At 39.4% G+C, this 23887-nt stretch carries 25 protein-coding genes, 1 riboswitch and 1 other annotated feature; of the genes, 16 read left to right on the top strand and 9 right to left on the bottom strand.

Going from position 1 to position 23887, the window contains the following annotated elements:
- Window positions 1-5 precede the first annotated feature (5 nt).
- Together menB and MKY27_RS12640 are read left to right on the top strand one after the other, a co-directional pair.
- Window positions 6-830: a 1,4-dihydroxy-2-naphthoyl-CoA synthase gene (gene menB / locus MKY27_RS12645; RefSeq protein WP_008408141.1), complete on the top strand. Its 825-nt coding sequence runs from the start codon at window positions 6-8 to the stop codon at window positions 828-830.
- Between the two features lie 77 nt (window positions 831-907).
- Window positions 908-2344: an o-succinylbenzoate--CoA ligase gene (locus tag MKY27_RS12640; protein WP_339195507.1), complete on the top strand. Its 1437-nt coding sequence runs from the start codon at window positions 908-910 to the stop codon at window positions 2342-2344.
- Between the two features lie 54 nt (window positions 2345-2398).
- Here MKY27_RS12640 and MKY27_RS12635 read toward each other — a convergent pair whose 3' ends face one another.
- The 3 genes from MKY27_RS12635 to MKY27_RS12625 all read right to left on the bottom strand — a co-directional run bounded on the left by MKY27_RS12635 (window position 2399) and on the right by MKY27_RS12625 (window position 3885).
- Complete coding sequence (locus tag MKY27_RS12635) at window positions 2399-3391, bottom strand: zinc ABC transporter substrate-binding protein (protein WP_339195504.1); 993 nt, start codon at window positions 3389-3391, stop codon at window positions 2399-2401.
- A 105-nt stretch (window positions 3392-3496) separates the two neighbouring features.
- Window positions 3497-3730: a membrane protein insertion efficiency factor YidD gene (yidD, locus tag MKY27_RS12630; protein WP_339172744.1), complete on the bottom strand. Its 234-nt coding sequence runs from the start codon at window positions 3728-3730 to the stop codon at window positions 3497-3499.
- The gene (locus MKY27_RS12625) at window positions 3727-3885 is read right to left on the bottom strand and encodes a hypothetical protein (RefSeq protein ID WP_339195503.1); all 159 of its coding nucleotides are present in this window, start codon (window positions 3883-3885) and stop codon (window positions 3727-3729) included. The genes yidD and MKY27_RS12625 overlap by 4 nt, the downstream gene beginning before the upstream one ends.
- A gap of 198 nt (window positions 3886-4083) precedes the next feature.
- On the opposite strand from MKY27_RS12625, the gene MKY27_RS12620 reads away from it, so the two are divergent.
- The 4 genes from MKY27_RS12620 to MKY27_RS12605 all read left to right on the top strand — a co-directional run bounded on the left by MKY27_RS12620 (window position 4084) and on the right by MKY27_RS12605 (window position 6269).
- Complete coding sequence (locus MKY27_RS12620; protein WP_339172738.1) at window positions 4084-4527, top strand: DNA starvation/stationary phase protection protein; 444 nt, start codon at window positions 4084-4086, stop codon at window positions 4525-4527.
- Between the two features lie 136 nt (window positions 4528-4663).
- Window positions 4664-4972, top strand: coding sequence for a transposase (locus MKY27_RS12615; RefSeq protein ID WP_339195500.1), 309 nt, complete (start codon window positions 4664-4666; stop codon window positions 4970-4972).
- A 66-nt stretch (window positions 4973-5038) separates the two neighbouring features.
- Complete coding sequence (locus MKY27_RS12610) at window positions 5039-5506, top strand: NUDIX domain-containing protein (RefSeq protein ID WP_339172736.1); 468 nt, start codon at window positions 5039-5041, stop codon at window positions 5504-5506.
- A complete protein-coding gene (locus MKY27_RS12605; protein ID WP_339195498.1) occupies window positions 5490-6269 on the top strand; it encodes a prolyl oligopeptidase family serine peptidase in 780 nt (259 codons plus the stop codon). Before MKY27_RS12610 ends, MKY27_RS12605 begins: the two co-directional genes overlap by 17 nt.
- A gap of 78 nt (window positions 6270-6347) precedes the next feature.
- Here MKY27_RS12605 and pckA read toward each other — a convergent pair whose 3' ends face one another.
- Window positions 6348-7934, bottom strand: coding sequence for a phosphoenolpyruvate carboxykinase (ATP) (gene pckA / locus MKY27_RS12600; RefSeq protein ID WP_339195495.1), 1587 nt, complete (start codon window positions 7932-7934; stop codon window positions 6348-6350).
- Window positions 7935-8132: 198 nt separating this feature from the next.
- A riboswitch (SAM riboswitch) is annotated at window positions 8133-8248 on the top strand.
- Window positions 8249-8514: 266 nt separating this feature from the next.
- On the opposite strand from pckA, the gene metK reads away from it, so the two are divergent.
- Window positions 8515-9711 carry a methionine adenosyltransferase gene (metK, locus tag MKY27_RS12595; RefSeq protein WP_079528596.1) on the top strand — a complete coding sequence of 399 codons (1197 nt, stop codon included), beginning with the start codon at window positions 8515-8517 and terminating at the stop codon, window positions 9709-9711.
- 109 nt (window positions 9712-9820) lie between these two features.
- Here metK and MKY27_RS12590 read toward each other — a convergent pair whose 3' ends face one another.
- On the bottom strand, window positions 9821-10333 hold the full coding sequence (locus MKY27_RS12590) for a gamma carbonic anhydrase family protein (RefSeq protein WP_339195492.1): 513 nt from the start codon (window positions 10331-10333) through the stop codon (window positions 9821-9823).
- A 252-nt stretch (window positions 10334-10585) separates the two neighbouring features.
- On the opposite strand from MKY27_RS12590, the gene MKY27_RS12585 reads away from it, so the two are divergent.
- Entirely contained in the window at window positions 10586-11389 is an 804-nt protein-coding gene (locus MKY27_RS12585; protein ID WP_339195490.1) for an alpha/beta hydrolase, read from the top strand.
- A gap of 127 nt (window positions 11390-11516) precedes the next feature.
- Window positions 11517-12980, top strand: a complete 1464-nt coding sequence (locus MKY27_RS12580; RefSeq protein ID WP_339195487.1) for an alanine/glycine:cation symporter family protein — start codon at window positions 11517-11519, stop codon at window positions 12978-12980.
- A gap of 17 nt (window positions 12981-12997) precedes the next feature.
- Here MKY27_RS12580 and MKY27_RS12575 read toward each other — a convergent pair whose 3' ends face one another.
- Genes MKY27_RS12575 through MKY27_RS12565 form a run of 3 tightly spaced genes read right to left on the bottom strand, consistent with a single transcriptional unit; the run spans window position 12998 to window position 14981 of the window.
- Entirely contained in the window at window positions 12998-13405 is a 408-nt protein-coding gene (locus MKY27_RS12575; RefSeq protein ID WP_339172725.1) for a pyrimidine dimer DNA glycosylase/endonuclease V, read from the bottom strand.
- A 41-nt stretch (window positions 13406-13446) separates the two neighbouring features.
- Window positions 13447-14028, bottom strand: coding sequence for a class I SAM-dependent methyltransferase (locus MKY27_RS12570; protein ID WP_339195485.1), 582 nt, complete (start codon window positions 14026-14028; stop codon window positions 13447-13449).
- Window positions 14025-14981 (bottom strand): TIGR01212 family radical SAM protein, encoded by a 957-nt coding sequence (locus MKY27_RS12565; protein ID WP_339195482.1) that lies wholly within the window; start codon window positions 14979-14981, stop codon window positions 14025-14027. The genes MKY27_RS12570 and MKY27_RS12565 overlap by 4 nt, the downstream gene beginning before the upstream one ends.
- Window positions 14982-15114: 133 nt before the next feature.
- Between MKY27_RS12565 and MKY27_RS12560 the strand changes: the two genes are divergently transcribed.
- From MKY27_RS12560 to MKY27_RS12535, 6 genes are all read left to right on the top strand, one after another.
- On the top strand, window positions 15115-16284 hold the full coding sequence (locus tag MKY27_RS12560) for an MFS transporter (protein ID WP_339195480.1): 1170 nt from the start codon (window positions 15115-15117) through the stop codon (window positions 16282-16284).
- Window positions 16285-16335: 51 nt separating this feature from the next.
- Window positions 16336-16549 (top strand) — a binding site (T-box leader).
- A 112-nt stretch (window positions 16550-16661) separates the two neighbouring features.
- Window positions 16662-19076 (top strand): leucine--tRNA ligase, encoded by a 2415-nt coding sequence (gene leuS, locus MKY27_RS12555; RefSeq protein WP_339195477.1) that lies wholly within the window; start codon window positions 16662-16664, stop codon window positions 19074-19076.
- A 142-nt stretch (window positions 19077-19218) separates the two neighbouring features.
- Window positions 19219-19737, top strand: coding sequence for a sigma-70 family RNA polymerase sigma factor (locus MKY27_RS12550; RefSeq protein ID WP_339195476.1), 519 nt, complete (start codon window positions 19219-19221; stop codon window positions 19735-19737).
- The gene (locus MKY27_RS12545; protein ID WP_339195473.1) at window positions 19718-20650 is read left to right on the top strand and encodes a hypothetical protein; all 933 of its coding nucleotides are present in this window, start codon (window positions 19718-19720) and stop codon (window positions 20648-20650) included. The genes MKY27_RS12550 and MKY27_RS12545 overlap by 20 nt, the downstream gene beginning before the upstream one ends.
- A gap of 12 nt (window positions 20651-20662) precedes the next feature.
- The gene (locus tag MKY27_RS12540; protein ID WP_339195470.1) at window positions 20663-21202 is read left to right on the top strand and encodes a hypothetical protein; all 540 of its coding nucleotides are present in this window, start codon (window positions 20663-20665) and stop codon (window positions 21200-21202) included.
- A gap of 82 nt (window positions 21203-21284) precedes the next feature.
- Entirely contained in the window at window positions 21285-21719 is a 435-nt protein-coding gene (locus MKY27_RS12535; RefSeq protein ID WP_339172707.1) for an SRPBCC family protein, read from the top strand.
- 201 nt (window positions 21720-21920) lie between these two features.
- Here the strand turns inward: MKY27_RS12535 and MKY27_RS12530 are convergent, their stop codons facing one another.
- Entirely contained in the window at window positions 21921-22868 is a 948-nt protein-coding gene (locus MKY27_RS12530) for a nuclease-related domain-containing protein (RefSeq protein WP_339195468.1), read from the bottom strand.
- Window positions 22869-23224: 356 nt separating this feature from the next.
- Here MKY27_RS12530 and MKY27_RS12525 point away from each other — a divergent pair, with 356 nt between their 5' ends.
- Window positions 23225-23866, top strand: coding sequence for a hemolysin III family protein (locus tag MKY27_RS12525; RefSeq protein ID WP_339195465.1), 642 nt, complete (start codon window positions 23225-23227; stop codon window positions 23864-23866).
- Window positions 23867-23887: the final 21 nt, after the last annotated feature.

The raw sequence follows: 23887 nt of genomic DNA, 5'->3' as shown, positions 1-23887 counted from the left end.
TATATATGACAAAGCAACGTCTATGGACATCTTTACATACTTACGAAGATATTAAGTATGAATACTATAACGGAATCGCAAAAATTACGATTAACCGTCCAGAAGTTCGCAACGCATTCCGTCCAAAAACAACAGCGGAAATGATCGATGCTTTCACACGTGCTCGTGATGATGAGCGTGTTGGTGTAATTATTTTAACAGGTGAAGGCGAGCATGCATTCTGCTCAGGCGGCGACCAAAAAGTACGCGGTCATGGCGGCTATGTAGGCGATGACCAGATTCCTCGTCTAAACGTTTTAGACTTACAAACTTTAATCCGTAAAATTCCGAAACCGGTTGTAGCGATGGTAGCAGGTTATGCAATCGGCGGCGGCCATGTACTGCACGTAGTATGTGACTTAACAATCGCTGCAGAAAATGCACGTTTCGGCCAAACAGGTCCTAAAGTCGGTTCATTCGATGCTGGTTACGGTTCAGGTTACCTAGCACGTATCGTAGGACATAAAAAAGCTCGTGAAATCTGGTACTTATGCCGTCAGTACGATGCGCAGCAAGCACTTGAAATGGGCTTAGTAAACACAGTTGTACCATATGAGCAGTTAGAAGATGAAACAGTAAAATGGTGTGAAGAGATGCTTGAAATGTCTCCAACAGCATTACGTTTCTTAAAAGCTGCCATGAACGCAGACACAGACGGTTTAGCTGGTATCCAACAGCTTGCTGGTGATGCGACACTTCTTTACTACACTACTGATGAAGCAAAAGAAGGCCGCGATGCATTCAAAGAGAAACGTAAACCAGACTTCGGTCAATTCCCACGTTTCCCTTGATTTGTTCGTTATACTTTTCAAAAGGGATGTCCGAAAACTTTGGACATCCCTTTTCTTTACGATAGGAGGAAAAAGGGATGCAGCCAAACTGGATAAAGCAACGCGCCTATTTAACACCGAATCGAATTGCACTGAGCTTTCTTGATGAGCAATGGACGTTTAAAGAGCTTTATTTAAAGTCTGTCAGCTTAGCCTATAAATTAAATACACTTCGTTTAACAAGTGGAAAGCGGGTAGCAATTTTAGCACCGTCTACACCGCCTTTAATCGAACTGCTCTATGGATGTATGCAGGCACAATGCGAGATGGTGCTGTTAAATGGAAGACTTGCTAAGCAGGAGCTTGCGTATCAAGTTGAAGATGGAGAAGTGGATGCGATATTAGTAGCCGATGAAGAGCTTGCCAAACTTCCTGATGATGCCCGGATCATACCATTTTCCAAGCTCTATGAGACAACAGAATCGAAATATGAGATTGCTGCACAGTGGGATGAGAACTTTGCACTGACAATCATGTATACATCTGGAACAACAGGATTTCCGAAAGGTGTTTGCCAAACGGTTTCAAACCATAGTTCCAGCGCAGTCAGCTCGGCATTGAACTTAGGCATTTCAGAGAACGATACATGGCTTTGTACTGTTCCGATTTTTCATATAAGTGGTTTTTCGATTGTCGTCCGCTCATTGCTATATGGGATGAAAATACGTTTATATGAAAAATTCGATGCTGAAAAATGTGCACAGGAAATTATCGAAGGTACCGTTACGAAAATGTCGGTCGTTTCGGTTATTCTTGAAAATATCCTTTCCGAAATGGAACGGGCTGGACAAAAAGCGCACCCTCAATTTACAACCGCTTTGGCAGGAGGCGGTCCGGTTCCTGTCGATTATTTAAAACGTGCAGAAAAACTGGAGTTACGTGTTGCCCAAACTTACGGCATGACGGAAACATCTTCTCAAACCGCAACATTGGCAAACGAGGATGCCATGACACATATCGGATCTGCCGGCAAGCCGCTGTTCTTCAATGAAATAAAAATTGATGCAAAAGACGGGGAATCCATAGGTGAAATTTTAATCCGCGGACCTCATGTAACACCGAAATATATCGGCCGCTTTAAAGACAAACCGACGACTACTAATGGCTGGCTCCATACAGGGGATGTCGGATATTTAGACGAACAAGGTTATTTATATGTCGTCGATCGCCGCAGTGACTTGATTATTTCAGGTGGTGAAAATATTTATCCGGCTGAAATTGAAAACATACTCCTCGGACATCCAAATGTAAAAGAGGCGGGTGTTTGTGGAATGGAGCATGACAAATGGGGGCAAGTACCTGTTGCTTTTATTGTTTCAAAAAAACAGATGTCAGAACAAGAAATCATCGACTTCTGTACAGAGCATTTAGCAAATTATAAAATCCCGAAGCAAGTTCACTTTGTTACCCATTTACCTCGAAGCGGCTCCAATAAGCTTTTGCGAAGAAAGCTGATGCAGCTGTTGGAAGAGTGATAAAGAAATGAAAAGGTCCAAGCATAACATTGAATGCTTGGACCTTTTGTATGATTAATTGCTTAAAGCTTGTTTGAGGACATCCATATTTTTACGCATTAATGTAAAGTAGTCTTCATTGTTTTGGATATCTTCTTTTGTTAAAACACTTAAATTATGCAATGTTAATGTTTCTGCATTTACTTCTTTTTGAATAATTTCCGTTAATTTAGATGAAACATTTTGCTCGAAGAAAATATATTGGATATCTTCTTTATTTGCTAAATCAACAATTGCCGTTAATTCCTTTTGCGAAGGTTCACTTTGTGAGTTAAGACCAGCGACAGGAACTTGAGTGAAACCGTAATGTCCAGCAATATAGCCGAATGCTGCATGCGATACAAAGAATGTTTTATTCGTCGTAGCGGCAGCCATTTCTTCAAAGTCTGAATGTAATTTTGCAAGATCTGTTACTAATTGCTCGTAGTTTGAATTGAAAGTTGCTTCATGTTCCGGTAATGCAGCGACAAGTTCATCTTTAATCGTTAATGCCAACTGCTGTGAAATGACCGGCGATAACCATACATGGGCATCATGTTCTTCATGTGCATGCTCTTCTCCGTCATCATGTCCGTGGTCATCATGTTCCTCATGCTCGGCATGTGTATGACCTGTTGAAATGTGAAGCTGATCTTCCGTTACATCAGCAGCAGTAGCTACTAATTTTACATCTTCATTGGCCAAAGTTTTTTGTGCATTTTCAACAAACCCTTCGAGTCCAAGACCGATGTAGAAAAACAAATCCGCATCTGCTAAAGCCATCATGTCTTTTTGGGTTGGTTCAAATGAATGCTCATTTGCACCTGCTGGATAAATAGAAGAGACATCAACGTACTCTCCACCGATTTGCTCTGTGAAATACTGTAATGGATAAACGGTAGTATAAACCGAAAGGGCATCTCCATTTTGCTGTGATTCGTTTTTATCTTTTTTAGTATCCTCTGCATTACAAGCAGCTAAAAATAAAATTAGCGTAAACATCGAAATGATTGAAAACCATTTTTTCATTATAAATAAATCTCCTTAAATAGTAATAATTACGATTTGTATTTTTGAACATTTTCAATCATACAGGATTCAATAAAAAAAAACAATATAAAAAGCCTCCGAAAATTACTTTTTTTTCGAAGGCCATTTTTCAGGTACTGGATCAAATCCACCTGGATGAAGCGGCTGACATTTTAGTATTCGAATAACGGTCATGATCGATCCTTTTATTGCACCATGCTTTTGAATTGCTTCAATCCCATAGTGTGAACATGTCGGATGGAACCGGCAGGAAGGGGGCGACATGGGCGAAATATATTTTTGATAAAGACGAATGAATCCGATAAATAGTTTTTTCATTGCTGTTTGTGCTCTCCATTTTTATAAGTCCGGATTGGTTTGGCATCAACGGTTTGTTTTAATGATACGCTGTTTTTCCGGGCAAGTAAAATAATAGAGAATGCGAATATTACCATAATCGTTACGATCACTATCAATACAATAGGTAAGCTCATGTTATTCACCTCGCTCTCTTCCATTTTACAGGAAAAAAACAGGGTATGTGTGAATATTGGTTGAACTAAATGTTTTAAGAAGTGATAGAACGGATATAATACAACCATGATACATTTCTAAAAATAATAGAAATAGTAAAATATCAGGATTAAAATTTCGATTAGAAATTTTAAAAATAATTTATGAGGTGAAGGACAATGGCAAAGAAACAATTAAACACACAATTAAATGATTTAGTAGCAACATGGTCGGTAATGTATACGAAGTTACATAACTATCACTGGTATGTAAACGGACCATCATTCTTTACATTACACGTAAAATTTGAAGAACTTTACAACGAAGTAACACTTAACTTAGATGAAATCGCAGAACGTATTTTAACAAAGGGCGGTAAACCTGTTGCAACATTAAAGGAACATTTAGATCTTTCTTTAATTGAAGAAGCATCAGGCAAAGAAGAAACAGAAGAAATGGTAGCTATCCTAATTAAAGACTTCAATACAATTATGGATGCTTTAAATAAGGCAATGGAAACAGCTTCAGAAGAAGGCGATGACCGCACAGAGGATTTACTGAATGCTCAATTCCAAAGCCTTGAGAAACATACATGGATGTTAAATGCTTATTTAGGCAAATAATATCGGTTAAAACGACTCCAAACTCGGAGTCGTTTTTTGTTTATTCAGCGGTCTTTACGATACGGAATGACTGTGCGTTCCCTTACGATGTATAAATGCGATTATTGCCGTCCACCTTAACTATGAGGTGAGAATAATGGAAAAAAATAATGTTTATGTATCCATTGCCAATTTAACATGTAATCTGCATCCAGGGTCATCCTATGAATTTGTACTGAAAATGGAGCCGTACAAAGCGCGTGTATTTATGAAGCTGTTCAATCAGATGCAGGAGCTGGAGGCGTCAAATGCATTCCGGGCCCATATGCCGTTTATTCCATATCATTTGGACAGATTAAATCATGAAATCGACCACCGTCTGAAAAAAGTCTATGCGCTGATACATGAATTCGGTGATGAGGAAACGAAAAAATTCGTTGAGCAACTGCCTTACTTTACTCGTTAAATAGGCGATTTGATTGAACGGGTGACATCTGTTCGTTACACTATATAGTAGGAGTTGAGCGAAAAGATGTTTACATTTATCGATGAAAATAATTTACAAGTTGATTTAAGATTTGATGAAGGTCCATTCGAAGTTGAACCGAAGCATGTATTGGCACTCGTACAATATAAGGGGAAATGGTTATGCACGATTCATCACCGTAGAGGTGTTGAGTTTCCAGGCGGCAAGCAGGAACCCGGCGAGACGTTATACGAAGCGGCTGTCCGAGAGGTTTACGAAGAAGCAAATGTGGTCATAGAAGATGTAAAGTGGTTTGCCTACTACATTGTGCATGATGAGGTTCCGTTTTGCAAAGCGGTCTTTACTGCTAAAGTAAAGGCCATCGAACCTTTTACAGGAGACCATGAAACGGAAGGCATGTTATGGCTGACAGAAGAGGAGCTTTGGCAGCAGCCAAAATTGAGTTTCTATATGCGGGATGCAGGAATGAAAAAGATGTTGCAGGAAGTGAAAAATCATGAACGACAATGGTAAGATTTTTTCGATACGCAATTACCCGTCACCAAATCCTCATATCCGATTAGATGAAATCACGTATTGGTCACAAGGATTGCGTGTAAAAGGATTACTGGCGCGTCCTAAAGCCTCTGGTACATATGAAGCGCTTTTATATTTGCGCGGGGGACTTCAATCGATTGGCATGGTCAGACCTGCACGTATTGCCCAGTTTGCGATGCAAGGCTTCGTCGTGTTTGCCCCGTATTACCGCGGAAATCGCGGAGGGGAAGGGAAGGACGAATTTGCCGGGGATGACCGTTATGATACGGTAAACGGCATAGAAGTACTGAAGCAATTTATTCAGGTGGATAAAGTGAATTTATATGGTTTTTCCCGCGGCGGGTTAATGGTATTGTGGACAGCAATTTTACGTAAAGATATTAAATCGCTCGTAACATGGGCAGGAGTATCAGATGCGACCGCAACATATTGGGAGCGTGTGGATATGCGGCGCGGATTGAAAAGAATCGTTGGCGGTACGCCAAATAAAGTACCGGAAAACTATGATGACCGTACACCATTATTTGAAATCGAAAAACTTCAAACCCCCGTCCTCATTATTCACGGTACAGAAGATCAGCATGTTGATATCGAGCATGCCTATAAATTGGAGCAATATTTAAAAAGGGAAGGGAAATCTGTTGAGACATGGTACTCATCCGGATTAAAGCATCACTATCCCCCAAACCTGAACCGTGATACTGTGAAAAACTTGTGTGACTGGATGAAACGCCAATAAATACACAACAAAAAAACAGCATTTTTCTCTTAGAGAAAAATGCTGTTTTTGATTGAATAAACGTAGCTGATTAGTAAATTATACTAATGGGCCGCCTTTTTGAATGATTTCTTCTTCAACATTCTCGAATTTCTTGAAGTTGTTTTTGAACAGTTCAGCAAGTTCAGAAGCTTTTTTGTCGTATGCCACTTTGTCTGCCCATGCATCACGAGGATTTAATACGTTTGTTGGTACACCTTCAATTTCTACAGGGATGTTTAATCCGAAGACAGCATCTTTTGTAGTGTCAACATTGTTTAATTTCCCTTCGATTGCAGCGCGAACCATTTTACGTGTATATGAAAGCTTCATACGGCTACCTACACCGTATTCGCCACCAGTCCAACCAGTGTTTACTAAGAATACTTGTGAACCGTGCTCATCAATTTTCTTACCTAATTGCTCAGCATAAACTGTAGCGGCAAGCGGTAGGAATGGAGAACCGAAGCATGTAGAGAATACTGGTTCCGGCTCTGTTACACCGCGCTCTGTTCCGGCAAGTTTAGAAGTGAAACCGCTTAGGAAGTGATACATTGCCTGCTCTTTCGTTAATTTAGAGATAGGAGGTAATACACCGAATGCATCGGCTGTTAAGAAGACGATTGTATTCGGATGACCTGCTACTGATGGCAATACAATATTGTCGATAAAGTCGATTGGGTAAGCAACACGTGTGTTTTCTGTTAAAGAACCGTCTGCATAGTCGCATTCGCGTGATTCAGGGTCTACTGCCACGTTTTCCAATACTGAACCAAAGCGGATCGCATTGTAGATTTCCGGCTCATTTTCAGCAGATAGGTTGATTGTTTTTGCGTAGCAACCACCTTCAATGTTGAATACACCGTTGTCAGACCAGCCGTGCTCATCATCACCGATTAATTTGCGGTCTTTGTCAGCTGATAACGTAGTTTTCCCTGTACCAGATAAACCGAAGAATAATGCTACATCGCCTTCTTCGCCAACGTTGGCAGAGCAGTGCATTGGGAAAATACCTTGTTCAGGTAATAAGTAGTTCATAATACCGAAGATTGACTTCTTCATTTCACCTGCGTACTCAGTTCCGCCGATTAAGATGATTTTCTTTTCGATAGATGTTATAATAAATGTTTCCGATCCAGTACCGTCTACTTCCGGATCTGCTTTGAAGTTTGGCGCAGATACGATTGTAAACTCGGCAACGTGTTTAGCCAATTCGTCTGCTGTTGGGCGGATGAATAATTGATGACAGAATAGGTTATGCCAAGCATATTCATTAATTACTTTAATAGATAATTGAGAATCTTTGTCTGCACCGGCAAAACCGTTGAATACATATAACTCGTCGCGTTCTTTTAAGTAATTTAAAACTTTTACATAAAGTTTATCAAATACTTCTGCTGAGATCGGACGGTTGACTTTACCCCAATCGATTTTGTCTTTTGAGATTTCTTCTTCTACTATATATTTATCTTTAGGAGAGCGGCCAGTATATTTGCCTGTTTCAGCGCGTAAAGCACCCTCAACAGTTAGCGTTGCTTCTCCGCGTGATGTCGCTTTTTCAATCAATTGTGGAACAGATAATTGAGTTTTGATGTTTTCCCCGTTTAAAAGTTCTTTCAGCTCGTTAGCAATTTCTACCGAATTCATCTATTAAATACCATCCTTTTTTATAGTATTCCCTTATAGAGGGGAGTTGATTCCTAATTCAAAAATAGTATAACACATTAAGTGAAATAATCTATACTAATTGCAAATTATTTTTTCGTAAATTTTGACATATCGAAAAAAGTCAAAATTTGTTGACAGTCATTGATTTTTTGCGTAATATGTTTAATTGAACGGATACTCTTATCCCGAGCTGGTGGAGGGGCAGGCCCTATGAAACCCGGCAACCTGCGTATATTTTATACGTGTTGGTGCCAACCTGATGCAAGGGCAAAATTTCCCTTGAACGATAAGAGTGAAAGGTAACGAAACGTAATATCCTTTCCTCACGTGTGATGAACACGGCTATGAGCGAAAGGATTTTTTTTATTCTGTTTTACAATTTCGTACTGAGCGAAAATTATATAGTTACAGCCTTTCAGACCCTCGTGTTAAAGCAAATATAGCTTGACGTTAAAAAGGCCGGATACGCATATGCGTAAGTGCTCTAATATAACGGACATGGGTAATGAGTACCGTATCAATAAAAAACAATTGCCAAAGTGATTTAGGAGGAAATGACATGACAAATCGTCGACTGTTTACATCAGAAAGTGTAACGGAAGGACATCCGGACAAAATTTGTGATCAAATTTCGGATGCCATTTTAGACGCTATTTTAGCTGCAGATCCAAATGCACGTGTAGCTTGTGAAACTACGGTAACAACAGGCTTAGTATTAGTATCTGGTGAAATTACAACGTCTACTTATGTAGATATGAAGGGTATTATCCGCGATACAGTGGCAGAAATCGGCTATACACGCGGTAAGTACGGCTTTGATGCTGAAAATCTTGCAGTATTAGTAGCAGTAGGAGAGCAATCACCTGACATTGCACAAGGTGTTGATCAGGCATTGGAAGCACGTGAAGGTTCAATGACGGAAGATGAACTTGAAGCAATTGGTGCAGGTGACCAAGGTTTAATGTTCGGTTATGCATGTAACGAAACACCGGAACTTATGCCGATGCCTATTTCTTTAGCTCACAAATTAGCGCGTCGTTTAACAGAAGTGCGTAAATCAGGGGAATTGGAATATTTACGTCCGGATGGTAAAACACAAGTGACAATCGAATATGATGAAAACAATGAACCTGTTCGTGTGGATACGATCGTTATTTCAACACAGCATGATGAAGAAGCAACATTGGAACAAATCCAAACAGACATTAAAGAACACGTGATTAAACCGGTAGTTCCTGCACATTTATTGGATGAAGCTACAAAATACTTCATCAACCCGACAGGTCGCTTCGTAATCGGCGGACCTAAAGGCGATGCAGGTCTTACAGGTCGTAAAATTATTGTGGATACTTACGGCGGTTATGCACGTCACGGCGGCGGTGCATTCTCAGGTAAGGATGCAACAAAAGTTGACCGTTCTGCAGCATATGCAGCACGCTATGTTGCTAAAAACATTGTAGCGGCTGGCTTAGCTGACCGTGCTGAAGTACAATTGGCGTATGCAATCGGTGTTGCACAACCAGTGTCAATCGCAGTTGACACATTCGGTACAGGTAAAGTGGCGGAATCAGAAATCGTAAACTGGGTTCGTGAGCTCTTTGATTTACGTCCTGCAGGCATTATTAAAATGCTTGATTTACGTCGCCCGATCTATAAGCAAACAGCAGCTTACGGACATTTCGGTCGTACAGATTTAAATGTGCCATGGGAAAATACGGATAAAGCAGCTGAACTGAAAGCAAAAGCAGGAATTTAATAAAATATAAAGGAGCATCCAGTTAGGTGGAGTGCTCCTTTTTTATAATTTCTTTTAAATTTCCTATATAATAGGTAGAGATTCCGAAAAATAATATATGAGTGTAAAATTATTTCTGAAGTGATTTATAGTATTGACCCTTCGCCACATATTCGGAAATAATCCGGTCCATATCAGCGCGGTCTTCTGCCGTTACTTCACGTACGACTTTTGCTGGACGACCCATCGCCAAACAATTAGGAGGAATCACTTTTCCCGGCGGAACAAGACTGCCGGCACCGATAAATGCTCCTTCGCCAATAACGGCACCGTCCAATATGATGGAACCCATACCAACTAAAGCACGTTTCTTAATTGTACAGCTATGTAATGTAACTTGATGACCTATAGTTACTTCATCTTCAATAATGAGAGGATAAGCAGGGCTTTGGTGAAGGCAGCTCAAATCCTGTATACTGACACGCTCTCCGATTATTGTTTTGTTGACATCGCCGCGGATGACCGTGTTAAACCAGATTGAAGTTTCGGCTCCGATTGTTACGTCACCGGTAACTGTGGCATAGTCGGCAATAAATGCGGAAGGATGGATCGTCGGTTCTTTATCCTTATAAGGGTAAATCATTTTCAATTCCTCATTTCTTCTATAAAATTGTAGATAAATCTATAGATATCGTAACAAAACATGAAGATTTTTCAATTAACATTTCTTTTAGAATGGAATGTATTATAATTAAACAAATAAATAGTAATATAATGAGGCCTTGTGAAAAAAGGTGTAACATCGTATTTTTATGATATAGGTTAACAATACTGACCCTTATTAAAGGTCACGTGTTTATGACATTAAAATAATTTATATGTAAGGAGTATGGCCATGTGGAAATGGGAAACAGAGCAACAACCAAAAGCCGTAGTCGTTATTCTTCATAGCGCATATGAACATCATCGGTGGTACGCATGGTTAATCGAAAAGTTCCGCAGTTCCCACTTTCATGTTGTAATGGGAGATTTGCCTGGACATGGAGAACAAGGGGAGTATACAAAGTATCATGATGAGGATTTTAAAGAATATTACAAGTATACAAAAGTGTTATTGAAAGTGGCACTGGAATATAATTTACCGCTTTTTATCGTCGGAAATGGGCTAGGAGCTGCAATCGCTACGTATGTGCTTCAGAACAATAAAATAGAATGTGCGGGTGTTGTATTAACATCCCCTTGGTTTAATTTAAAGCTGGCACCTGGAAAATTGTCGAATGCTTTATCAAGCTTCAGCGCTATTACATCCAATGTTAAGCTGAAACATGAATTGGAGCCTCATCATCTTACACGGAATACAGATGTGTTAATGGAATTGAAAGAACAATTACCGTTAACGAACATGGTGACGGTTAAATGGTATCGGGACTGGCAGCAGATGACTCGGACAATCCGTAATCCCGAATTGAAGTTTCCGGATATCCCTGTATTATTAATGACAGGTGAAAATGATAGAGTAACAGACATCAGTACATCAAAGAAATGGATTACCGAGCATTCGCTTTCAGAGTTTCATTACAAGCAGTGGAAAGGCTGTCTTCATAGCCTGTATTTTGAATTAGAGCGGGAAGATGTCTTTAAATTTACGATTGATTATATTAACAATGTTTTAAGAGATTTGGGCTATATTATTGAATAGTGAAGAACCTAACAAACTTGCAATTTGTTAGGTTTTTTTAAAAAATAAAAAAATATATCGAAATTTTCGAATATTTGTAATATACTAAATTTCAAATTAATACATTATTTCAACAAGGGGGTATAATATGGATTTTTTGAATGATTTTGTAGGGTGGGCCAATAATATTTTATGGGGCCCGGTAATGATTTATGGTATTTTAATCGTTGGTTTGTTTTTCTCTATCCTTACAAAATTCGCCCAGGTCAGGCTAATTGGAGACATGTTCAAGTTAATGTTCTCAGGGAAAAAATCAGAAGCAGGTGTTTCGTCATTCCAGGCATTATCGATTGCATTGTCGGGGCGTGTCGGTACAGGTAATATTGTCGGTACCGCAACTGCAATTGCATTCGGTGGACCGGGTGCAGTGTTCTGGATGTGGGTTACAGCATTTATCGGTGCATCAACTGCTTATATGGAGTCGACATTAGCTCAGATTTACAAAGAGAAAAAAGATGGGCAATATCGTGGTGGGCCGGCATTCTATATTGAAAAGACAACAGGTATTCGCGCATTAGGTGTTATTTTTGCCATTGCGATGATTGCATCCGTTGCATTTTTAATGCCAGGTGTTCAGGCAAATGCCATTGCAGGTGCCGTTGATAATGCATTCGGGATTGAACCATGGATTACAGGTCTTATTACAATTCTTTTATTAGCAGTCATTATTTTTGGTGGTGTTAAGCGTATTGCGAATGCTGCCCAGATTTTAGTTCCATTCATGGCATTAGCTTATTTGTTAGTAGCGTTTATAATTATTATTATGAATATTACAGCAGTGCCTGAAGTATTTGCTTTAATTTTCCGTAGTGCATTCGCTACAGATGCTGTATTTGGCGGCATGATCGGTAGTGCGATTTTCTGGGGCGTAAAACGTGCCATCTACTCAAATGAAGCAGGTCAAGGTACTGGACCGCATCCGGCAGCAGCTGCAGAAGTTTCGCATCCTGCTAAGCAAGGATTGGTACAGGCGGCTTCAGTTTATATTGATACAATCTTAGTATGTTCTGCAACAGCATTAATGATTTTATTCATGGGTACATACAATGTCCATGAGGGTAGTCAAGACGGAGCTCTAATCGAAGCAAAAATGGATGAGTCAATTACGTATTCAGGCTTTACACAAGCTGCTGTAAATGAAGCGTTCCCTGCTTTAAATAACTTCGGTTCAGGGTTTGTCGCAATTTCATTATTCCTATTCGCATTCACTACATTAATGGCATACTACTATATCGCTGAAACGAATGTTTCGTATATGTTTAATGGTGGTGCAAGACGAGTTGGAATATTCTTAATGAAGTTCGTATTATTGGCTTCGGCATTTTACGGTACGGTAAAAACATCCGATTTAGCTTGGGCATTTGGTGATGTCGGGTTAGGATTAACGGTATGGATTAACGTAATTATGCTATTGTTCATCATGAAGCCAGCCCTCATTGCACTGAAAGATTATGAGCAACAGAAAAAAGAAGGCAAAGACCCAGTGTTTGATCCGAAAAAACTCGGTATTAAAAACGCAGATTTCTGGGAGACATATAAGCAAGATGAATAGAAAAAAAGGGGCAGCTCTTAAAAAGCTGCTCCTTTTTTCGTGGAATAATACAGGTGTAATGCTTCGAACTGTTCCTTAGTAAAATCTTTTTGTCCGCGAATATATTTTTCGTATAGATTATAGTAACAGATTGTTAAATATTCATCGTTGTGATGATGAGTGTATGGCGGATAGTTTTCAGGAATATGAAGATCGGCAAAATAACGTTCCATCTTATCGATTGTCCGTATCGTAATGCCTCGCGCACGCATCTCCTCCAGAACAATTTGTGTATAAATATATAAATCCTCTTTCGGGTACTCGTAAATATAATTGATCAGTACATGTTTGTCTTCTTTGGCAAAAATGCTGTTCAGCTCACGCCACTGGGCAAGCAGCTGACTTTTTGGGATAAAAGGGATTAGCTCGGTATGCCATAAACGCATCAGTTCACCTCATTAAAGATATGAAAAAGAGCTAAGAAAACTTAGCCCTCTATCGGAAATTCTTTTACTTTTTCTAATGCAATGATAAATGGGGGATCATTTTTCTGATTCATAAATTCATAGCGCAGCACATGTACATGTTTTTGCGGTAAATCACTTACATAGCGAATCACTTCATCACGCTCGTCTTTTCCGCCTTCATGACCATGATAAACGACTAAAACGATCATTCCCCCCACCTTTAACAGCTTTAACAAACTTTCAATCGCTTGGATTGTAGTGTTCGGCTTTGTCACAATTTCATGATTGCTGCCTGGCAGATAACCTAGATTGAAAATTGCGGCTGAAACAGGTTTGTGAATATAGTTTGCGACATTTTCATGCCCGTCTTTCAAAACGATTGCCCGATGCTCAAGTGCATGATCAAGCAGGCGGTGCAGTGTGGCATCAACCGCTTCCTTTTGTACGTCAAATGCATATACATAGCCGTCATCTCCAACGAGATTTGCCAGAAAAAGCGTATCATATCCATTTCCTGCAGTTGCATCGACCGCAATATCACCTTCGGAAACGGACATTTCCAACAAGGTTTGGGCATATTGAAGAACACGTTCTAATTTCATTTTGTCACATCCGCCTTATAAAACTTCCCTTGATAAGAGCCACGACGTTCCAGCTCCGCATCAATTCCGTTCAGTACTTCCCATTTGTTGACAGACCACATCGGACCGATCATTAAATCGATTGGACCATCACCTGTAATACGGTGGACGATCATTTCGGACGGGATAATTTCCAGCTGATCTGCTACGAGTTGGATATAAGCATCTTTTTCCATAAACTCAAGCATGCCTTTTTCGTATTGCTTCACAAGTGGTGTTCCTTTTAAAAGATGCAGAAGATGGATTTTGATGCCTTGTACATCAAGCTTCGCCACTTCACGGGCTGTTTCCATCATCATATCGTAATCCTCTAAAGGCAATCCGTTAATAATATGTGTCACAACACGAATCCCATGCTTGCGTAGTTTATTGACACCTTCTACATATGTCGCATAATCATGTGCACGGTTAATTAAATTTGCTGTTTTTTCATGAACTGTCTGAAGCCCCAGTTCAACCCATAAATACGTACGTTCATTTAACTCTGCCAAATATTCTACAACATCATCCGGCAAACAGTCGGGACGGGTTGCAATTGAAAGTCCCATAACTCCTTCACAGGCAAGTGCTGCTTCGAACTTTTCCTTTAATACTTCAAGTGGAGCATGTGTATTTGTATACGCTTGGAAGTAGGCCATTGTTAAACCGTCTTTCCATTTGTTCTCCATTTTTGCTTTAATCTTTTCGAACTGTACCGGAATCGGATCGACTTTACTGCCCGCGAAGTCCCCTGATCCTGCTGCCGAACAGAAAGTACAACCGCCAAAAGCGACCGTACCGTCCCGGTTTGGACAATCAAACCCTGCATCCAAAGCAACCTTGTAAACTTTCTTTCCGAATTCATTTCGTAAATAGCGATTCCATGTATAATAACGTTTCCCGTCTGACGGGAAAGGGAAATTTGTTTCAGTCATTCCTTGCTCACTCCTCTAACGTATTATTCTAACACGGACAGTACACCGTGTCCTACTAGAAATCTTTTTCTTGTACAAATTCCTTTTAAAGAATAAACTAGTAAATTGAGCAAATATTGAAGGAGGAAGTTGAGTGCCGAAACAAGTATGGTTTTTAATTATTGGCACATTCGTAAATACGGTCGGAAATTCATTTTTATGGCCTTTAAATAGTATTTATATTCATGATCATTTAGGTAAATCTTTAACTACCGCTGGGATTGTCCTTATGCTAAATTCATTGGCAGGTGTATTCGGCAATCTAGTAGGTGGTTATTTATTTGATAAATTAGGTGGCTATAAAGCAATTTTAATTGGGGTTGTATTTAATTTAATCTCAATCACTCTGTTGACCATCTGGCATGACTGGCCGCAGTACATTGTATTTTTAACGATGTTGGGCTTCAGTGGAGGGATTGTGTACCCGGCGATTTATGCAATAGCAGGGAGTGCCTGGCCTGAAGGGGGGCGACGTGCGTTCAACTCGATCTTTTTGGCAAACAACGTAGGGGTCGCAATTGGCCCGGCATTGGCAGGTATTGTTGCCGATATTAAGTTTGACTATGTATTTAGTGCGAATCTATTTTTCTATGTGGTATTTTTTGTGCTTGTCCTTACGACCTATAGACGTTTTGATATGAGGGGACTGACAACAAAACCGTTCTCAGGAAATGAGACAAAAAGAAGAAACAGAGGACCGATTGTGGCGATCAGTATATTAAGTATTTCTTTAATCGTCTGCTGGTTAAGCTATTCCCAATGGAGCGCGACCATTTCTTCTTATACACAAGGGCTTGGAATGAGCCTGTCCGAATATAGTTTACTATGGACAATTAATGGCTTCATGATCGTCGCAGTTCAGCCGGTTATCCGACCACTAATAACACGCTGGGAAAACAAAATAAAACATCAGCTGGTGCTGGGTCTCATATTGATGTCGTTTTCTTATATCGTCGTTTATTTTGCACAGGACTTTAAGATGTTTGCTGCGGCTATGGTCATTTTGACATTCGGGGAAGTATTCTTTACACCGGTAATCCCGATGATTGCCAATAAATTGGCGCCTCATGGACAAGAAGGTTTCTATCAAGGACTCGTCAATAGTGCTTCAACAATTGGACGGATGATAGGTCCTGTATTTGGCGGGTTAATGGTAGATTTATATGGCATGCAAATTTTGATGCTTATACTATCGGTACTCATTATTCTCGCTATTATTCCGTGTCTGTTCTTTGATCGTACGCTACGAAACGAACAAACATAAAACAGTTACTTGTACTTTTGTGTTGAATTCGTTAAAATGAATGAAATAATAATATTGACTGTGATGAGGAATAGTAAATGGACGCACTTTATAGAGAGCTGGCGGCAGGTGGAAGCTAGTAAGTGTCAAATTGAACTCGCCTCGGAGTTTGCTATAGTGAAGTAATAGTAGCTAATGGCCGTGTATTCGCGTTAAGAAATGAAGCTGAGTGCTGCGTCACTAATTTGGGTGGTACCGCGGGAGTAAAATACCTCTCGTCCCTTCTTATCATAAGATGGGACGGGATTTTTTTATTTTTTAAATATTCTGTTAAATCATTGATGATGCGCCTAAAATACATAAACCACAGCAAGAATATATTTAAAGGAGGAATTATTGTGAGTTTTAATCATCAGCAAATTGAAAAAAAGTGGCAAACGTTCTGGGATGTCAATAAAACATTCAAAACTGAAAGTGGAATGGAAAAGCCAAAGTTTTATGCATTGGATATGTTCCCGTATCCATCAGGAGCGGGTCTGCACGTAGGACACCCTGAAGGCTACACAGCGACAGATATTTTATCTCGTTTTAAACGTATGCAAGGCTATAATGTTCTTCATCCAATGGGTTGGGATGCATTCGGTTTACCTGCAGAACAATATGCACTTGATACAGGAAATGACCCGGCTGAATTTACGGCAAAAAACATCGCAACTTTTAAACGTCAAATTAACGAGCTAGGCTTCTCTTATGACTGGGATCGTGAAATTAACACAACAGACCCTTCATACTACAAATGGACGCAATGGATTTTCACGAAGTTAGTGGAAATGGATTTAGCGTATGTAGATGAAGTCGCGGTAAACTGGTGTGAAGCATTAGGTACAGTGCTTGCAAACGAAGAAGTAATCGACGGCGTTTCTGAGCGCGGTGGTCACCCTGTAGTACGTCGTCCGATGCGACAATGGGTATTGCGTATTACAAAATATGCAGACCGTTTAGTCGATGATTTAGTGGATGTTGACTGGCCGGAATCAATCAAGGAAATGCAACGTAACTGGATTGGCCGTTCTGAAGGTGCACAAGTGAAATTCACAGTTGCTAATACAGATAAAAACTTCGAAGTATTTACAACACGTCCGGATACATTATTTGGCGCGACATACTGTGTATTAGCTCCAGAGCATAAATTAGTAGCTGACATTACGACTGCAGAGCAAAAACAAGCGGTAGAAGCATACTTGGAAAAAGTATCATTAAAATCTGATTTAGAGCGTACAGACTTAGCTAAAGAAAAAACAGGTGTATTCACTGGTGCTTATGCAGTGAACCCGATCAACGGCAAACAAGTGCCAATCTGGATTGCTGATTATGTATTGGCAACATACGGAACTGGTGCAATTATGGCTGTTCCTGCACATGATGAGCGTGACTATGAATTCGCAAAAGAGTTCAACTTAGAAATTATTCCGGTTCTTGAAGGCGGAGACATCGAGAAAGAAGCATTCACTGGTGACGGTGCGCACATTAACTCGGATTTCCTAAACGGATTAAATAAAGCGGACGGCATTGCGAAGGCAATCGATTGGTTAGTTGAAAATGGTGTAGGGGAAAAGAAAATCACTTACCGTCTACGCGACTGGTTATTCAGCCGTCAACGTTATTGGGGTGAACCAATTCCAGTCATTCACTGGGAAGATGGCACAATGACAACGATTCCTGTAGAAGAGCTGCCATTGGAATTACCGAAAACAACTAATATCCGTCCTTCAGGTACAGGTGAATCACCACTTGCCAATATTGAAGAATGGGTAAATGTAGTAGATCCGGTGACAGGCAAAAAAGGACGCCGTGAAACGAATACAATGCCGCAATGGGCTGGTTCATCATGGTACTTCCTGCGCTATATCGATCCGAAAAATGATCAGGCGCTTGCAGATCCGGAATTATTAAAACACTGGCTTCCAGTCGATATTTATATCGGTGGTGCAGAACACGCAGTACTTCACTTACTATACGCACGCTTCTGGCATAAAGTGCTTTATGATCTAGGACTTGTTCATACGAAGGAACCGTTCCAAAAGTTATTTAACCAAGGGATGATTCTAGGTGAAGGCAACGAAAAAATGTCTAAATCAAAAGGTAACGTAGTAAACCCGGATGACATTATCGCTTCACACGGTGCAGATACTTTACGTTTATACGAAATGTTCATGGGACCGCTGGAAGCTTCTGTTGCATGGAGCACGAACGGTCTTGACGGAGCACGTCGTTTCCTAGATCGTATTTGGCGTTTATTCGTAACAGATGAAGGAAAGCTGGCTGCAAAAATTCAGGATTCATCTGATGTAACATTGGAAAAAGTGTATCACCAAACTGTGAAAAAAGTGACGGAAGACTATGAAGGCATTCGCTTCAACACTGCAATTTCACAAATGATGGTCTTCATTAATGATTGCTACAAAGCGGAAGTAATTCCGACAGAATATGCAAAAGGCTTCGTGAAACTTTTATCACCAATCGCACCGCATATTGCTGAAGAGCTTTGGTCAATTTTAGGGCACGAAGATACAATCACGTATGCAACATGGCCAACATTCGATGAGTCGAAACTAGTTGACGATGAAATCGAAGTTGTTGTTCAAGTTTTAGGTAAAGTACGTGCAAAAGTAACGGTTGCTAAAGATATTACTAAAGAAGAATTAGAAAAAGTTGCTTTAGCAGACAGCAAAGTTCAAGAGTTTATCGATGGAAAAACAGTTGTGAAAGTAATTGTCATCCCAGGTAAATTAGTTAATATCGTTGTAAAATAATTGAAACAATATTTAAAAGCCATTTTTCTCATTGAGAAAAATGGCTTTTTTGCTTAAGAAAAATTTAAAAGAAATTTCCAGAAGGTGAAACAATTTCTTGGAAATATGCGACTATAAAGAAAACAGTGAAAGGGGTGGGACCGTGTCAGCACATTTAGAAGAGGTAATGGAGGCATATGGTGAATACTGTATGCGTGTTGCCTATTTATATGTAAAGGATTGGGTAGCTGCAGAAGAAATTGTGCAGGACACATTTTTAGCTTATTACAGGCAACAGGAGCGATTCGAAGGACGATCTTCTTTAAAAACGTATTTAGTGAAAATTACGATACATAAAAGTCATGATTATTTAAGAAGCTGGAAACGCAAAATGACCCATATTTTACCGAAAAAGCTTGTCACTCCTTCCATTGAACAAAAGAAGATTCATGAAGAACAGCAGTCAGAGCTAGTTGAAGCTTTGTTACAGCTATCGATTAAATACCGTGAAGTCCTTATTCTTCATTATTACGATGATTATAAAATCAGGGAAATTGCAGAACTTTTACAGGTAAGTGAAAACACTGTAAAAACGAGGCTTGTTCGAGGGCGAGAAAAACTGAAGCCACTGCTAATGAACTTTGAATGGGAGGTGCAGCAATATGACGAAATGGAAAGATGAAATTGACCGCTATATCGGGGAGGAACAAAAATTCACCCCTGAATTGAGAGCAAAAATATTGCGGAAGGCATCCAAACGTTCGATTGACTGGCGGTATGGGCTGACTGTCGTTTCATTTTGTATCGTTGTATTCATACTTTTTTTAATGGGACCAATTCAAGTGGAACCACCAGTCCAAACAGCAACACCTTTGGAAAAGCTCATTGAAGAAACAACGGTCGAGGAATTTTTTATAAGCTCAAAATATAGTGATGCACAACAATTTTTTGCGCGGGATTCGAGTCGTTTTAAGGATGTGCATGCGTTTAAGAACGAAGAAGATGCCCTTGCTATGAACCGGCTTTTACATGATCTAAAGCTTGCTGAAAGGCCTTCTAATAATGGTTTTAATAGAGATGTGCTTATAGTGATGGCGAATGGCGAACACCTGAAGCTGAAAATCTATAAAAGTGGTGGATGGTTCGCGGTCCAAGATGTTCGAACAAAATTATTTTATAAACTTGAAGATACATCGGCGGTTAATTATTCAAGATGGAATCAAAAAGTAGAGGAAGCTGGGTTGAGTTTTGGGGAATTAGCAATGGTTGGCGGAGCAATTTTAATGATCTCCTACATTTTAAAGCTTGTTCTGAATTTGCCGAAGTCCAGGCAAAAACAACCAAAAACAGTTAGCTGGAAAGGTTCATTAGTCTATATAACAGTCTTTGTTTCAATGCATTACTACAATAATTATTTGCAGGAACATGAATATGTAGTTTATCAGGATCTTCAATTCATTGTATATGCATTAGGATTTATTATTGTAATTCCTTTAATGGAAGATAAGGATAAGCCTAGAAATGAGCAAATTTATGACTGGATTATGTCAGCATCAATCTTATTATTCTTATGGATTCTATTCTTTTATGGATAAGGAGGACCGCGGATGAAAAAGTTATTACTAATTACGTTATTATTTTTACTTAGTGGCTGTACCTCAGATATGACCGCTAAGGAACCGTATCCTGTGGAGAAAGATTATTCATTTGATGAACAGCTCGTACAGTCTGTCCCGCATGACGTTACGCTGAAAGTCTATCCGAGAAGCAATGAACTTGAAATTTCCTTTGTGACGACATATGAACAGGCTGCATTTTTAGCAAGGAATGAGCCGTATTTAACATATGAAACAGTAGAAGGGAATTTTGTATTACCTAAGGCAGATTTAAAAATTGGGGAACGGATTGAAATAGAGGATAACGTGTATTATGGCATGAGTATAAGAGTGATCGGTACACAGGTTGAATGGCAGGGGGCGCCGCAATCATTTACACATCTACGCTTTATGTTAGAGGATGAGCAATTGATGATATTAAATATTGGAAGAATAGCTTTTGATGGGGAAGCCAGGCTTGTACGGACGAAAAGTACAACGAATAAGAAACTAAGGGAAATAGCACAAATCTTGCATGAAAAGCAAAAATAACTATGTTGCGTAACCGATTTCTATGTAATACTAGAATAGTAAATGGTGACATTTAATGAAATGAAGAAAGAAGTGTAACAACATGGCACAAGCATCACATTCAGTACAAATCCCGGTTAGCCAGGACAAAGTATGGGCTTTCGTAAGTAAAATAGAAAAATGGGCAGTATTAGTTCCAGCTTACAAAGAGCATAAAGAACTGGATGCCCAAACATCACATTGGACATTCGAAGGAAACTTTAAAGGTTTAAAGAAAAAAGTTGAAATCGAAATTAAAATTATCGAAATGAATGAGCCTTCTAAAATTAAATTTGAAATTACAGGGCTATCAGATAATATTAAAGGCGGCGGTGAATTTACAGCCGAGCCGAAAGATGGCGGTACATATATGACAGGTACAGTAGAAGTAACTGCTGGCGGTCTTTCAGGTGCAGTATTAAATCCGGCTATTAAAGTATTATTGCCGAAAGTAACGACTCGCTTAACAGAAAAAATCGCTCGTCATATTCAAGCGTAATTACCAAAATCCTACCGGAAAAATATATCCGGTAGGGTTTTTTAGTGGAACGAAATAGGAGGCAAGGGAGGGGAGATTTAGCCAAAGGTACCGGAAATTTTACCAAAGGTGGAGGGAATTTAGCCAATATCTGTGATGATTTAGTCAATGGGGACTCTTATTTAGCCAACGGACGTTGTTATTTTGCCAATACTTCTCATATTAGTCATCGCCCTTATAATAAATATCTTCAGGAATTAGATAATAGCGGCCTTTTGTTGCACCATACTTTTCAAAATTGAGCCTCGCCAAAATTTTGGAAGCTGCAAAAGTACTTTTAATCCCAGTAAATTCACGAAATTCTTTATTTGAAATACGCGGACTGATCAGCACCCGGTAATGATGCAGTGCTTCATGTAAAGCTACCCGGGATTTTGAGTGACATTTTTCGCATTGCCAAATTCCGCGCTCGTAATGCATCCGGCCCATATACTCGCATTTTTGGCATAATACGCCCGATTTTAACCGGCAGCGTGCAATGGTTTTTCTGGCAGGCAAAGGCTGTATTAACATTTTCAGTTTGGAGCATATATCCGTTATATTGACCTTTTTATGGTTATTTTCCGCATAAAGTTTTTCTAAATAACGAGGCAATCCGCTTATATGGATAATCGGGAAACCTTCCAATGAGACGTCAAGCTCTGCGCGGTAATTGGCTATCACAACTAATTGAAGGACGGGCATCGTTACATTTAATTTTTGTAGAAATTGTTTGATAAAAAGTTTGTGGCGGTACACTTGATCAAAGGGATTTGGAAAGTTGTCGCGCGTTTGATTTTCTGTTATGCGGGTAAATTCGTGAAAAACAGGTTTATAAGAGAGCTTTCCTGACAGTTGTTTTACCTCGAAAATGAGGATGAAATACGGAGTAATGAGCAGGGCATCGATTTGATGGGTAAAACCACGGTCATTTACACATTCAAAGTTATAAAAAATAGAATAATCGCTTTTAAAGGAGAAATCTTTTAAGGTATTTTTCAGCTTTTTTTCACCCGCAAATCCGGCTTTCATACGGTAAAATTCTTCTTGAAATGCGGCAGCTTCCGGATCATTTGGGAGAATTCGCTGGACGGCTGCTTCAATGAATAAATAATGATTCGATTTTTTCAAAAAAACACCTCCAAATCAATTCTATATAGCCTATTTCTAGAATGGAAGTGAATTGCCGAAACTTCCTTTTTTAAAAACCTTTCATACGGAGATTGTCTGTTTTCCTGCACAATTCATCGGAAATAATTAATCTAGTCAATAAACGGAAAGATTTAGTCACTATAAGGAAAGATTTAGTCACTATAAGGAAGAATTTAGTCAATATTTTAAGGATTTTAGTCAACAGAATATATTATTTAGTCATAATAAAAGATTTCCAGCAAACCTATGATAAATATCATATGGAAAATATGACATGTTCTTCTATAACAACTGAATACACTTTTTTATAATTGAATAATGAAAGAGGTGGCTTTATGACACAAATCATGATGGAACAAAGTGGATATAGTGCAAAGGAAGAATTTTGGAACGGGCTGACACACGGAGTTGCGGCATTGCTGACGATTCCCGCAACATTGCTGTTAATAAATAAAGCCCAGCATCAAGGCACAACTTTAGAGCTTATAAGCTATATTATTTTTGGTATTTCAATGTTTTGCCTGTATTTTGCTTCAACGATGTATCATTCATGGCCGAACCATAAAACCTTTCTGAAAAAGCTCGACCATAGCTCAATATTTTTAATGATTGCAGGAACATATACACCGATCGTATTAGTCGCAATTGGAGGCAAATTAGGTTGGATGATTTTTGCGATTCAATGGATTTTAGCAACAATCGGTATTATACTAAAACAATTTTTTGTTTACCGTTTCAAATTACTGTCGCTGTTAGTTTATATCGGAATGGGTTGGCTTATTATTTTTGTTGCCAAGCCGCTATTCGCGCATATCGGAATCGCAGGCTTTGCCACATTATTAATCGGTGGCCTCTCGTATACGATCGGCACATACTTTTACAAAAATGACCGCATTCCATACAACCATGCAATTTGGCATGTTTTTGTTTTGGGGGGCAGTGTCGCAATGTTCTTCGCAATTTACTTATATGTATAAACAAAAGAGTCAATCCCCAAT

The organism is Solibacillus sp. FSL R5-0449, from assembly GCF_037975215.1.
Taxonomy (GTDB): Bacteria; Bacillota; Bacilli; order Bacillales_A; family Planococcaceae; genus Solibacillus.
This window is presented reverse-complemented; position numbering and strand designations above follow the sequence as displayed.